The organism is Mycobacterium sp. TY814, from assembly GCF_030755175.1.
Lineage (GTDB): Bacteria > Actinomycetota > Actinomycetes > Mycobacteriales > Mycobacteriaceae > Mycobacterium.
Map to the genome: position 1 here is coordinate 726,165 of NZ_JAUFRY010000003.1, position 12,391 is coordinate 738,555.

The 12,391-nt window shown below is 65.7% G+C and carries 13 protein-coding genes; 2 read left to right on the top strand and 11 right to left on the bottom strand.

Annotated features, from left to right (window positions below; translation table 11 throughout):
* Positions 1–8: 8 nt before the first annotated feature.
* Together QXH22_RS24550 and QXH22_RS24555 are read right to left on the bottom strand one after the other, a co-directional pair.
* The gene (locus QXH22_RS24550) at positions 9–1,220 is read right to left on the bottom strand and encodes an acetyl-CoA C-acetyltransferase (RefSeq protein WP_306277277.1); all 1,212 of its coding nucleotides are present in this window, start codon (positions 1,218–1,220) and stop codon (positions 9–11) included.
* A 114-nt stretch (positions 1,221–1,334) separates the two neighbouring features.
* Positions 1,335–1,496, bottom strand: a complete 162-nt coding sequence (locus tag QXH22_RS24555) for a hypothetical protein (protein WP_306277278.1) — start codon at positions 1,494–1,496, stop codon at positions 1,335–1,337.
* Between QXH22_RS24555 and QXH22_RS24560 the strand changes: the two genes are divergently transcribed.
* The gene (locus QXH22_RS24560; RefSeq protein WP_306246113.1) at positions 1,486–2,658 is read left to right on the top strand and encodes a pyridoxal phosphate-dependent aminotransferase; all 1,173 of its coding nucleotides are present in this window, start codon (positions 1,486–1,488) and stop codon (positions 2,656–2,658) included. The genes QXH22_RS24555 and QXH22_RS24560 overlap by 11 nt on opposite strands.
* Here QXH22_RS24560 and QXH22_RS24565 read toward each other — a convergent pair.
* The 4 genes from QXH22_RS24565 to QXH22_RS24580 are packed head-to-tail and all read right to left on the bottom strand — an operon-like array spanning position 2,627 to position 5,175.
* Entirely contained in the window at positions 2,627–3,094 is a 468-nt protein-coding gene (locus QXH22_RS24565) for an SRPBCC family protein (RefSeq protein ID WP_306246116.1), read from the bottom strand. The two genes, QXH22_RS24560 and QXH22_RS24565, sit on opposite strands and share 32 nt — an antisense overlap.
* Before the next feature lie 38 nt (positions 3,095–3,132).
* The gene (locus QXH22_RS24570) at positions 3,133–3,588 is read right to left on the bottom strand and encodes an SRPBCC family protein (protein ID WP_306246118.1); all 456 of its coding nucleotides are present in this window, start codon (positions 3,586–3,588) and stop codon (positions 3,133–3,135) included.
* Positions 3,589–3,645: 57 nt separating this feature from the next.
* Complete coding sequence (locus tag QXH22_RS24575; RefSeq protein WP_306246120.1) at positions 3,646–4,725, bottom strand: CaiB/BaiF CoA-transferase family protein; 1,080 nt, start codon at positions 4,723–4,725, stop codon at positions 3,646–3,648.
* A 6-nt stretch (positions 4,726–4,731) separates the two neighbouring features.
* Positions 4,732–5,175 (bottom strand): SRPBCC family protein, encoded by a 444-nt coding sequence (locus QXH22_RS24580; protein ID WP_306246122.1) that lies wholly within the window; start codon positions 5,173–5,175, stop codon positions 4,732–4,734.
* A 66-nt stretch (positions 5,176–5,241) separates the two neighbouring features.
* Here QXH22_RS24580 and QXH22_RS24585 point away from each other — a divergent pair, with 66 nt between their 5' ends.
* The gene (locus tag QXH22_RS24585; protein WP_306277279.1) at positions 5,242–6,909 is read left to right on the top strand and encodes an alpha-keto acid decarboxylase family protein; all 1,668 of its coding nucleotides are present in this window, start codon (positions 5,242–5,244) and stop codon (positions 6,907–6,909) included.
* Here QXH22_RS24585 and QXH22_RS24590 read toward each other — a convergent pair.
* The 5 genes from QXH22_RS24590 to QXH22_RS24610 all read right to left on the bottom strand — a co-directional run bounded on the left by QXH22_RS24590 (position 6,904) and on the right by QXH22_RS24610 (position 12,085).
* Positions 6,904–9,588, bottom strand: coding sequence for a cellulose binding domain-containing protein (locus QXH22_RS24590; RefSeq protein ID WP_306277280.1), 2,685 nt, complete (start codon positions 9,586–9,588; stop codon positions 6,904–6,906). The two genes, QXH22_RS24585 and QXH22_RS24590, sit on opposite strands and share 6 nt — an antisense overlap.
* A 132-nt stretch (positions 9,589–9,720) precedes the next feature.
* Entirely contained in the window at positions 9,721–9,939 is a 219-nt protein-coding gene (locus QXH22_RS24595) for a (2Fe-2S)-binding protein (RefSeq protein ID WP_306277281.1), read from the bottom strand.
* Positions 9,940–9,951: 12 nt separating this feature from the next.
* A complete protein-coding gene (locus QXH22_RS24600; RefSeq protein WP_306277282.1) occupies positions 9,952–10,581 on the bottom strand; it encodes a fatty-acid--CoA ligase in 630 nt (209 codons plus the stop codon).
* A gap of 8 nt (positions 10,582–10,589) precedes the next feature.
* Positions 10,590–11,213 (bottom strand): twin-arginine translocation pathway signal, encoded by a 624-nt coding sequence (locus tag QXH22_RS24605; RefSeq protein WP_306246132.1) that lies wholly within the window; start codon positions 11,211–11,213, stop codon positions 10,590–10,592.
* Positions 11,210–12,085: a hypothetical protein gene (locus QXH22_RS24610; RefSeq protein ID WP_306277283.1), complete on the bottom strand. Its 876-nt coding sequence runs from the start codon at positions 12,083–12,085 to the stop codon at positions 11,210–11,212. Before QXH22_RS24610 ends, QXH22_RS24605 begins: the two co-directional genes overlap by 4 nt.
* Between the last annotated feature and the right edge of the window lie 306 nt (positions 12,086–12,391).

A 12,391-nucleotide genomic window follows, 5' to 3' on the forward strand; every position in this document is an offset into this window, starting at 1 on the left:
AAACCCTCTCAGACTCGTTCAATGATCGTCGCGACACCCATGCCGCCGCCAATACACAGCGTCACCAACGCGCGCCGGGCGTTACGGCGCTCCAGCTCGTCGACCATGGTGCCGAGAATCATGGCGCCGGTGGCACCCAGCGGGTGACCCATGGCGATCGCGCCGCCGTTGACGTTGAGCTTCTCGTCCGGGATGTTGAGGTCCTTCTGGAACTTCAGCACCACTGAGGCGAAGGCCTCGTTCAGCTCGAACAGGTCGATGTCGTCGACGGTCAGGCCGGCGCGGTCGAGCACCTTGCGGGTGGCCGGGGTGGGGCCGGTCAGCATGATGACCGGGTCGGCACCGCTGGTCGCGGTGGCAACGATGCGGGCGCGCGGGGTGGCGTTGATGGCCGCCCCGGCCTTCTCGTTACCGATCATGACGAGCGAGGCGCCGTCGACGATGCCGGAGCTGTTGCCACCGGTGTGAACGTGGTTGATCTTCTCGACATAGTGGTACTTCTGCAGCGCCACATCGTCGAAGCCACCCATGGCCGCGAGGGCCTCGAAGGCCGGCTTGAGCTTGCCCAGGCCTTCCTTGGTGGTGTCCGGGCGCATGTGCTCGTCGTGGTCGAGGATCAGCAGGCCGTTCTGGTCGCGGACCGGCACCACGGACTTGGCGAAGTAGCCGCCCGACCACGCCTGGGCAGCCTTCTCCTGGCTGCGCAGGGCGTAGTTGTCCACGTCGTCGCGGGTGAAGCCCTCGATGGTGGCGATCAGGTCGGCGCCGATGCCCTGCGGAACGAACATCACGTCGTAGTTGGTGGCGGGGTCGAGGCCCATGGCGCCGCCGTCGGATCCCATCGGCACGCGGCTCATGGACTCCACACCACCGGCCAGCACCAGGTCGTCCCAGCCCGAGCGCACCTTCTGCGCGGCGGTGTTGACGGCCTCGAGGCCCGATGCGCAGAACCGGTTGAGCTGGACGCCGCCCGAGGTGACGGGCATGCCGGAGGCCAGCACCGCGGCGCGGGCGATGTCACCGCCCTGGTCGCCCACGGGTGAGACACAACCCAGGATGACGTCGCTGATCAGGTTCTCGTCGAGGTCAGGGTTGCGCTTGCGCAGCTCCTCGATGAGGCCCACGACCAGGCTCAGTGGCTTGACTTCGTTCAGCGCGCCGTTGCGTTGCTTGCCGCGCGGCGTGCGGATGGCCTCGTAGATGAAGGCTTCTTCGGACATGTCGGTTTCCTGTTCCAAAAAGGGAGGGTTTGGATCCGTCTTAAAGAGTAGGTCCAGGAAAGGAACACTAACAGGGGCCTCGGCCAACCTGTTGGTTGGGAGGGAGTCCGCAGGTCAGGGTGCTGGACGCGCCGACGCACCTGGCCCGAACGTGAAGCTGGCCGCACGCTTGGCGCCGAACGTGAAGCTGGCCGCACGCTCGGCGCCGAACGTGAAGCTGGCCGCACGCTCGGCGACCGGCGAGCTCCCAATAAGCTCGACCACCATGACGGTCACGCGGCTGCAGCCCTACGCGACCACGGTGTTCGCCGAGATGTCGGCGCTGGCCGCGCGGATCGGCGCGGTGAACCTCGGCCAGGGCTTTCCCGACGAGGACGGTCCTCCCGCAATGCTCAAGGCGGCGCAGGACGCCATCGCCGCGGGGGTCAACCAGTATCCGCCCGGATTGGGTATCGGGCCCCTGAGACAGGCCATCGCCGCACAGCGTCGCCGACGTTTCGGTATCGAGTACGACCCCGACGCCGAGGTGCTGGTGACGGTCGGCGCGACGGAGGCTATCGCCGGCGCTGTCCTCGGACTGGTGGAACCCGGGTCGGAGGTACTGCTGATCGAGCCGTTCTACGACTCCTACTCACCCGTGGTGGCGATGGCCGGCGCCCACCGGGTCACGGTGCCGCTGGTAGCCGACGGCCGCGGTTTCGCCCTGGACGCCGACGCACTGCGCCGCGCGGTCACACCCCGCACCAGGGCCCTGATCGTCAACTCGCCGCACAATCCCACCGGGGCGGTACTGAGCGCGTCCGAGCTGCAGGCGATCGCCGAAGTCGCGGTGGCCGCCGACCTGCTGGTGATCACCGACGAGGTCTACGAGCACCTGGTCTTCGACAACCACACCCATATACCGCTCGCCGGGTTCGACGGCATGGCCCAACGCACCGTCACCATTTCGAGCGCGGCCAAGATGTTCAACTGCACCGGTTGGAAGATCGGCTGGGCGTGCGGTCCGGCACATCTGATCGCCGGTGTGCGCGCGGCCAAGCAGTACCTGAGCTATGTCGGCGGGGCGCCGTTCCAACCGGCGGTGGCGCTGGCGCTCGATACCGAGGACGAGTGGGTGGCGACCCTGCGCAATTCCCTGCAGGCCCGGCGGGATCGGCTGGCAACGGGGCTGTCCGATATCGGTTTCGGCGTTCACGACAGCTACGGCACCTACTTTCTGTGCGCCGACCCGCGACCGCTGGGCTACGACGACAGCTCGGCATTCTGCGCGGCGCTGCCGGAGAAGGTCGGTGTGGCGGCGATCCCGATGTCGGCCTTCTGCGATCCGGCCGCCAAACATGCCGACCTGTGGAATCACTTGGTGCGCTTCACCTTCTGTAAACGTGAGGACACCCTGGATGAGGCGATCAGCCGCCTCGGCGCGTTGCGGGAGGGCTAGCCGCGCTTCCCATCACCCGGCGCCGCAGTCCCTCGGTCGCCGCGTCGAGGATTTTCTTGCGGGCCCGGTTGACCAGAAATTCGGGTAGCGGCGCAGAAGGTTCGACGGTGATGGTGAATCGCACCCTCGTCTTCTCGTCACCCTCGCGACTCAGGTTGTATTCGCCGTGCTGACCGTGTTGCTGCTTGGTTTTCTTGGCATCCCACACGACCCAGTCCGGGCCCCAGTGGTACTCGAGTAGTTCGCGGTCCAGGATGCCGACGACCTTGATGGCGACCTTCACGTAACGGGGCCGGCCGTCCGGCCACGTCTCCACGACTTCGGCCCGCTTGTGCACCGACGACCACGACGGCACCGCCTGCATATCGGCCAGCGCGTCGATGATGACGTCCGGCGGTGCGTCGATAACGACTTCAGTCGATGCTTGAATGGCCACTGTCGTTCAAAATAGCAATCATCGGCCGGTCAGAAACGTCACTTTTCGTCCTGATCCGACGTGTCGCCCATGACGCGCTTCTGCAAGCCCTTGGCCGCGGCTTCCAGAATCTGCTCACTCGCCCGTCGGACGATGAATCCGGGGATCGGGCCCGATGGTTCCACAGTGACGTCGAACCGAACCCTTGTCTTGTCGAGACCTTCTGGCGTCAGCTTGTATTCGACGTGTTGACCGTGTTGCTGGAAGGTCTTGTCGGCATCCCAGCACACCCAGTCCGGACCCCAGTGGTATTCGAGAATCTCCTTGTCGACCAGGCCCAGAATCTTGACCGTCGCCCGCACGTGGTGTGGCCGCCCGTCGGGGTAGTAGTCGATCACTTCCACGCTTTTGTGCAGCGAGGACCACGACGTCAGATTGCTGACGTCTGCCAGCGCCTCCATGATCACTTCCTGGGGCGCATCAATGACGAATTCTCGCGACGCTTTTACAGCCACCGACTTCAAGCTAGCAACGCCGCGGCTAACCCGGATACGGTTCAGGCAAATACCTTGTTACCAGCCTATTTCGGTGAGTGCTGTCGTCTGCGCCGGCGACCGCCCCACTGGCGGGGCCGGCGTCCTGGAGAACCGCGGTGCCGGCGCGGCCTGCTCGACGCCGTGCGCAGTGATCACCGTCGACCGACCCGTCAGATGAGCGTCGCAAGCGGCTTCGGCCCAGTTCAGCACGGGTGTCACGCAGGCATCGGTGCCGGCGAAAACCGCGGTCCACTCGTCGCGGGTGCGGCTGGCGAACTTCTCGGTGAACAACTCCCGCATCCGCGGAAAGGAGCCGGCATCGAGTTGCGCGGGCACCTCGTCGGCTGACAACCCCAGGCCGGCGAGCAGCGCCGCAAAGAACTGCGGCTCGATGGCGCCGACGGCCATGTACTTGCCGTCGGCGGTCTCGTAACACCGATAGAACGGAGCACCGCCGTCGAGCAGGAACGATTCGCGCTCGTCGCGCAGCGCGCCGGTCGACTTCATCGTCCACATCATCTGGGCGAGCACGCTGACGCCGTCGACCATCGCAGCGTCGATCACCTGCCCGAGGCCCGAGCGCTCGCGCTCATACAGCGCGGTCACGATGCCCAGCAGCACCAGCATCGAACCGCCGCCGAAATCGGCCACCAAGTTCAGCGGCGGCATCGGCGGCCGGTCCCGATAACCCAGCGCGGACATCGCGCCGGTCTGGGACAGGTAATTAATGTCGTGGCCCGCCGTCATCGCCAGCGGCCCATCCTGCCCCCAGCCGGTGATGCGCGCATAGACCAACCGGGGATTGACGGCCCCGCACTCCTCGGGGCCGACGCCGAGACGCTCGCAGGTGCCCGGCCGGAAGCAGTCCAGCAGCACGTCGGCCTTGGCCGCTAACTCCAGCAGTACGCCGGGCTGCGTCTTGACGTCGAGGTCGACGATCCGCTTTCCGCGGTGCAGCAGGTCACGGTCTTCGGCCGGCATCTGCAAGCCACCTGGCCGGCGAACCCTGACAACATCCGCGCCGAGATCGGCCAACACCATCCCGGCATGCGGCCCGGGACCGATGCCGCCGAGCTCAATGACCTTGACCCCGGCCAGTGGCCCCCCGCCAACCACAGTCGGCTACTTGCCCTTCTTCACCTTCAGCACGCGTTCGCGCAGATCCTTGGTGGCCGAATCGATCGTGCCCTTCACCGCCCGCTTCAAGACGAACCCGGGCAGCGGCACGTTCGGGTCGGCGAGGAGATCGAACTTCACCAGCGTGGAGTCACCCTTGGGCACCAGGACATATTTTCCGTCCTGGGCCTTCTGCTGGGCAGAGCTGACGAGTTCCCAGCTCACCTCGTTGTCGCTCCACGTGTAGGCCACGACTTGCTCGTCGGTGATCCCGGCGACTTTGACCTTCATCTTGACCTTGCTGGGCCGCCCGTCGGCGCCCGTCTCGAGTACTTCTGCGCTCTGATGCGGCTCGGACCACTCGGGCATCGCCTCAAAATCAGCGATGACATCCAGGATCTCCTCGGGACTGGCTTCGATGACGATCTCGCGGGATTCTTTGATTGCCATGGCCCGCACGATATCGCGGGCAGCGCCCGGCGGGAATAGGCTCTTTGCCGGGGTACCGTCGTTTTCGTGACTGATCCCGCTTACACCGTCGGCGATTATCTTCTCGACCGCCTTGCCGAACTCGGCATCTCGGAGATCTTCGGCGTTCCGGGCGACTACAACCTGGCGTTCCTCGACCACGTCGTGGAACATCCGAAGCTGCGCTGGGTCGGCAACGCCAACGAGCTCAACGCCGGCTATGCCGCCGATGGCTATGGGCGGCTGCGCGGAATATCGGCTGTGGTAACGACTTTCGGCGTCGGTGAGTTATCGCTGGCCAACGCCATCGCGGGCAGCTATGCCGAACACGTGCCGGTGGTGCATATCGTCGGCGGGCCGTCAAAGGACGCCCAGGCCACCCGCCGGGCCCTGCACCACTCGCTCGGTGACGGCGACTTCGAGCACTTCTTCCGGATCAGCCGCGAGATCACCTGTGCGCAAACCAATCTCATGCCGGCAACGGCCTGCCGGGAGATCGACCGGGTGCTGTGCGAGGTACGTGAGCAGAAGCGGCCCGGCTACATCCTGATGTCCACCGATGTGGCGCGCTTCCCCACCGAACCGCCGGCCAACCCGTTGCCGAGCAACTGCGGCGGCACTAGTCCCCGCGCGCTGTCGATGTTCACCGAGGCCGCCGCCAAGCTGATCGGTGACCACCAACTGACGGTACTTGCTGACCTGTTGGTGCACCGTCTGCAAGCGGTCGACGAACTCCAATCCCTTTTGGACGCAGACGTTGTGCCGCATGCCACGCTGATGTGGGGCAAGAGCCTGCTCGACGAAAGCTCGCCCAACTTCATGGGTATCTATGCGGGCACGGCCAGTACCGAGCGGGTCCGCACGGCCGTCGAAGAGGCGCCCGTGTTGGTGACGGCGGGGGTGGTGTTCACCGATATGGTCAGCGGCTTCTTCAGCCAGCGGATCGACCCGGCTCGCACCATCGACATAGGCCAGTACCAGAGCAGCGTGGCCGACGAAGTGTTCGCGCCCCTGGAGATGAGTGCCGCACTCACCGCGCTGACGGCGATCCTCACCGAACGCGGAATCACGTCGCCGGCCGTCCCGGCACCGGCGGACCCGCCACCGGCGCCCATGCCCGCGCGTGACGAGCCACTCACCCAACGAATGCTGTGGGACAGGCTCTGTGCGGCACTGACGCCCGGGAACGTGGTGCTGGCCGATCAGGGCACGTCGTTCTACGGGATGGCCGACCACGTGCTGCCTCAGGGGGTCACCTTTATCGGCCAACCCCTGTGGGGCTCAATCGGTTACACGTTGCCGGCAGCCTTCGGCGCGGCGGTGGCGCATCCGGAGCGCAGGACGGTGCTGCTGATCGGCGACGGCGCGGCGCAGTTGACCGTGCAGGAACTCGGCTCCTTCTCCCGCGAAGGACTCTCGCCCGTCATTGTGGTGGTCAACAACGACGGTTACACCGTCGAACGTGCGATCCACGGCGAAGCCGCCCCCTACAACGACATTGTCGGCTGGAACTGGACTCAGGTGCCGGCCACCCTGGGGGTGGCCGACCACCTCGCGTTCCGGGCGCGAACCTACGGCGAACTCGACGACGCACTCACCGCGGCGGCCGAGCACCAGGACCGCATGGTGTTCGTCGAGGTGGTGCTGCCGCGACTCGAAATTCCGCCGCTGCTGGGCCAACTCGTGGGAAACATGCACCCGGCGCCGCGCTCATAACCGGGACGCGCCTTCGATCTGCTCGAAGATCTTCGAGAACTGGAACGGCGTCTGCACAATCCCACTTCCGTCGACTGCATCGACAGCACCCAACGTGCCCGAAACGTCGCGTGGCAACTCCCACATGGACAGTTCGCCGATGTGGTTCTGCACTGCGAAGGTGGTCAGCTTCTGGGCGTCGGCCAGGGTGAAGATCTCCAGCGGGTCGTCGTTGATTCCCACCAGTGGCGTCACCCCGAGCATCGACCAGGCCTGCTGGCTCGACATCGACGGGTACAGCGTCATCAGTTGACCGTGGGTGGCCGTCGCCGCGTCGATCGCGTACTGACCCATGCCCGGATTTCCGGCCTGGTCGAAGCCCGGACCGTAGTCCATGGCCATGATGTTCACGTGTGAGATGTTCACGCCGTTGGCGGTAGCGGTCTGCAGCACGTTCAATCCCCCGCCCTGCCCCGGGACCAAACCGGTCGGCAGCACCGGGAGGGTGTAGGAGACGGACACGGGTGTGCCGTTGGCCGCCATCTGCTGCTGTAGCAGGGCGATGGCTTTCGACTGGGTCGACATCGCTTGCGTGTTGCCCTGCAGGGCGCCTTCGACGTCGAAGTCCAGGTTGTAGATGTGATAGGTGTTCACCACCGACGCGTACTGCTGCGCAAGGGCAGCCGGGGTCTGACCGCTGACTGCGGACAGGTCGGTGCCGAATGCGCCACCGAACGAGAGGGTTCCGGTGATGCCGGCGCTACGCATGCTCGCGATCTGGTTGTCGATGAATGCACTCTGCGAGCCGCCCGTGACGTCGTATGCGGAGTAGCCACCCCAGGCCGCGTGGCCTGAGGGGTCGGCATTGATGAACGCAAGCGTCGCGTGGGTGACGCCGTTCTGCGCAGCGGTTGCGAAGTCGTAGCCGTTCGGCCCGGGCCACAGCGTGATGTCGACATACGGCGAGTACACGCCGGTGCCGGTCGTTCCCCCGGTCGGCGTGCCCCCAGTGCCGGTCGTTCCCCCGGTGCCGGTCGTTCCCCCGGTGCCGGTCGTTCCCCCGGTCGGCGTCCCGCCGGTCGAGGTCCCGCCGGTCGAGGTCCCGCCCGTCGAGGTCCCGCCGGTCGAGGTCCCACCGGTCGGGGTGCCACCCGTCGACGTACCGCCGGTCGCGGTGCCCCCTGCGCCGGCGACCGGCTGTCCGTTCAGCAGCAGGTTGGTGGGCGCAGAGTAGGAGCCGGTCTGGGTCGCCTGGAACCCGACGGTGACCGAGCCACCGGGAGCGATCGTCTGGGTCCACGACTCGGGGGTCACGGTGTAGTGCGTGCCCGAGTGCGCGAGTTGACCGCTCCAGGCGCTGGTGATGGATTCATTTGCGGGCAAGTCGAATTGCAGTTGCCAGTTGGTCACCGGTGCGGTGCCGGTATTGGTGATCTTGTAGTCGGCGATGAAACCGTTGTCCCAGTGCGAGGTTGCGGCGTAGGTCGCGGTCAGGCCAGTGCCGGCAGAGTTGGTTCCGCCACCCGTCGTTCCGCCGGTGGTACTCGTACCCGTGCTGCCGGTGCCCGTACCGGTGCCGGCGCCCGTGCCCGTCCCGGTCCCCATGCCGGTTCCAGTTCCGGTGCCCGTCCCCGTGCCGGTTTCCGTTCCAGTTCCGGTGCCCGTCCCCGTGCCGGTCCCCGTTCCGGACCCTGTCCCGGCTCCCGCGCCGGTTCCGGTGCCTGCGCCCGTCCCGGACCCGGTGCCCGTGTCACCGACCGGGTGACCGTTCACCAGGAGATTCGTGGGCGGCGAGTACGACCCCGAGTGCCCTACCTGGAATCCGACATTCACAGAACTTCCGGGGGCAATAGTGCCGTTATAGGTTTCCGGCGTCACCGTGTACTGGGTGCCCGATTGCGACACGTGCCCGTTCCACAAATTGGTGATGGATTCATTTTCAGGCAGGCTGAATTGGAGCTGCCAGTTGCTCATCGGGGTAGTCCCCGTGTTGGTGATCGTGTAATTGGCGACAAACCCGTTATTCCACTGCGACGACGTCGCATACGTGGCGGTGAGGCCCCCGCCGCCGGCCGCGGTCGTCGCTGCACCGGCCGTCGCCACCGATGGCGTAGTGGCGGCTGTCGCCGCCCCGGCAACCGGTGTGCCGGCGCCATTCACTCCCGTGCTCGCAGCAGTGCCGGCAGATATGGCGGCGCCGGCCGCCCCAGCGGTGCCGGCGTTCGGTGTTGCGGCGCTCGACGAAAGCGGTGTCGACACGCTCGCGCCCGCGGCCGGCGAGCCCGCACTCACCTGCGCTTTCGCTGCCTCGGCCGGTGTCGACGCGGCCGCGGCGGCACTACCGCCACCACGGCCGGTCGCGGCGTTCACGGCGCCGGCCACCTGTTGGCCCAGGCCCCGCAGCAAGGACGCACCGTCCGCCTCGGTACTGGCGTACGCCCCGGCGGCGCTCGTCAAGCCCTGCGCTACGCGGGCACCGAACGCCGCGGCTTCGCCGCTCAGCACCTGGTACTCGAGGGCATGGGAGTTGAACAAGCCCGCGATCGCTCCGGACACCTCATCGGCAGCAGCCGCCAGTATCCTTGCCGTGGGCGCCGCCACCGCGTTATTCATGACACTTAAATTAGAACCGATTTCTGAAATAGAATTAGCAGCGAATGCCAGCGCTTCCGGCGTTGTTAGCAGGTATGACATGCCCATCTTCCTTGATCACGTGCCAATAACTTATTTATAACGAGAGCATCACAAGGAGAATTGCGGACGCGCCACATCGTGTCAACTATTTGACGGGGCGAGAATTCCTAAGGGTTTCGTAAGCCGTGGGCAGACCGCTCAGACACCCGGGCCGCGGCGGCATGGCGGTGCCGCAGGTTCGCCGCCGGACCGGTCCGCGCTACCAGACATGATGATGGCCCTGACGGTGTGCCGGCAACGCCCGCAATCGGCACCCGCACCGCAGGCGGCCGCCACCTGATTCGTCGTTGCCGCTCCGGCCGCAACGGCCTCAGCCACCATCTGACTGGTGATGCCGTTACACAGGCACACGAACATCGAGTGATCCGATCACTCCGACTCGATCCGCATCATGTCGAAATAGCGGCCCACGAACAGCGGCGGGTAGGCGCCCACTCCGGCGCCGCCGCCCATCCACTGAGCGGTCGAGTCGGGATGATCGATCCACTGACGCGCACTTTCTTCGTCGGGGAACTCCTGCAGTATCAACACTTCATGGGAATCGTCGAAGGCCTGAAACACCCAGGTCTTCCGCACACCGGCGGCGGTGAATCTGTCCATCGCATGCCTGACCTGGGCGGTCAGGTTCGACACGTCGTCGACCGAGGCGAATGCGGCCAGCACCACACCGGGAGCCTTGGGCACGGCGGGTGCGGTAGTGATGAAACGTTCGACGATCTCTCCGGCGAACACCGCCGGTATGTCCTCGACACCGGCCTCGTCGAACCAGTCGAAAAATACTCGGGAACGCAGCAGTTCCACGATCGGCTCGCGGCTGTGCACTCCGATCATGACCAGGACGCGACCGTAATCGTGCGTCGACACATAGACCAGGACATGGTGCGCGCCGATGTCGGAGAGAGCTGCTCTGTTGCGTTCGAGTAGCGGCCACACCCGGGTGGGATCCGGTATCCGGTAGTCCGACGCGATCACCATCGAGTGAATATCGCCGTCGCTCATCGCACCCCCTACGCCGGATTGAACTGCGAAATGAGCCACTTTCCATCGGCTTTGGTCAACGTGACCAGCACGCTGCTCGACGTCGTGCTCGGCTCCGGCCGATCACGGCTCTGCGTGCTCTGGTTGATGAACAGCAGAACGGTGGCCGAATCGGGATGGAAGTCGGTGAGCGCGCTCCGCAGCACCACGGCGGTCGTCTTCACTGCCTTCTGCTTGGCCGCCGGGGCGACGATCTGCTGGGTGAATTGGTCGTAGTACGAGAGGAAGTCACCCGTCAGATGGGACCTCGCGGTGGAGAAGTCGCGGTCCAGGGTGTCCGGTGAGTACGAGAGGATCGCGATCGTTCCCTCGCTGGCGGCCGCGATCGCCGACTTGGCTGCCGCGGCATCGACTGCGCGATCCGGCCGGTAGTAGAACCAGAACGCTCCTCCCAAAATCGAAAGCGAAGCCACGACAATCAACGTCAGAACGGCCGCGCCGATCTTTCCCGACCACTTGTCCGGCGTCCTGGACGACCGCTTCTTCACCCGTTCGGCGAGGCCGCTGAACCGCCCGGTCCGCGATGCCTCGGGCTTCTCGGTGACATCCGGCTCGTCGGTGTCCACAACGCTCGTCGACTTCTTCGGGCTCACGGGACAAACTCGACTTTCGACATCTTGAGCTGTCCGCCGTCCCGGGTCATCGTCACGATCAGCCGGTATTTCCGCGGATCCTGTTTTGCGCCAGCCGCGTTGGTGACTTCCGACGTGCTGGCGACGAGTACCACCGCCGAGTTGTCGGTCATCGAATCGAGGTCCACCGCGGCGGCCTGAACGGAGCCCTGCGACACCACCTTCGACTGTTCGACGACGTTGGTGAAGTCGTCGGCCATCTTCAGGAAGTCATCCTTGAAGGTTCCGGTGGACACTTCGACGATGCGCTGCACTCCCTCCTTGGCGTGCTCAAAGTCCAGTGACGTCAACGTCACGACACCCTGCCGGGCCGCCGCGGCGTACTCGGCCACCTGCTGACGCTCCCGCTGCGCATGCTTGTGCAACACGGCCATCTCCACGCTGGCACCCACGGCGACAAGCGATATGAGGACGGCGAACACCGCCGCAACCGCCGACAGTTTGGGACGGCCGGGCCACCGTCGGCGTGATTCGGAGGCCGCGGTGTCCGAGGAGTCATCGTCAGAATCCGGCGAATCGTCTCCCGCCTCGGCCTCGCCGGATTCGGTTGCGGACTCGGCATCCCCCGCGTCGGCTGCCGAGGTTTCTTCGACAACAACGGTTTCCGCCGGCTCATCTTCGCCCGGTTCGTCCTCGGACGCCGGTACATCGCTGATGTCTTCTTCGGCAGGCTTTTTGGTCTCGACACGCTGCGCCTCGCGACGCAGTCTGATGGCGCGGGCCCGGGCGCGTGCAGCGGCAGCGATCGCTTCGGCTTCGGCTGCCTCCGCCTCGGCCTGATCGGCAAGAGACCGGATCTCCGCGGCAGTCTGAGGTGTGTCGCCCTTTTTCACCGCAACCAATTTCGCGTGAAGACCGGGGAGTGCGCCGCCCACCTCAACTCACCGGCGCGAGAACGAGGCTGCTCGTCGCTCAATCTGAACTCCTCTACCGCTTGCCGGTGACAAATCAGCGGGTAGCCGCCGGAACACGAACGGCGCCGCCGTTGGCCAAACCCTACTCGGCACCGGCAAGGGCGGCGAGCAATCGGGCGGCCTGCGACCACTTCCGTCGGTAGCCCGCGGAGAGGCAGATTATCACCATCCACCGCACAGACTACCGGCGGCGGCACAGAACACCCTGGCGAAAACCTGACAAGC

What these genes read in the sequence shown, in the direction of transcription:
- QXH22_RS24600 (WP_306277282.1), bottom strand. Translation starts at nt 10,581, where the DNA reads ATGAGCGACGGCGATATTCACTCGATGGTGATCGCGTCGGACTACCGG.
- QXH22_RS24590 (WP_306277280.1), bottom strand. Translation starts at nt 9,588, where the DNA reads ATGGGCATGTCATACCTGCTAACAACGCCGGAAGCGCTGGCATTCGCT.
- QXH22_RS24595 (WP_306277281.1), bottom strand. Translation starts at nt 9,939, where the DNA reads ATGTTCGTGTGCCTGTGTAACGGCATCACCAGTCAGATGGTGGCTGAG.
- QXH22_RS24560 (WP_306246113.1), top strand. Translation starts at nt 1,486, where the DNA reads ATGACGGTCACGCGGCTGCAGCCCTACGCGACCACGGTGTTCGCCGAG.
- QXH22_RS24580 (WP_306246122.1), bottom strand. Translation starts at nt 5,175, where the DNA reads ATGGCAATCAAAGAATCCCGCGAGATCGTCATCGAAGCCAGTCCCGAG.
- QXH22_RS24550 (WP_306277277.1), bottom strand. Translation starts at nt 1,220, where the DNA reads ATGTCCGAAGAAGCCTTCATCTACGAGGCCATCCGCACGCCGCGCGGC.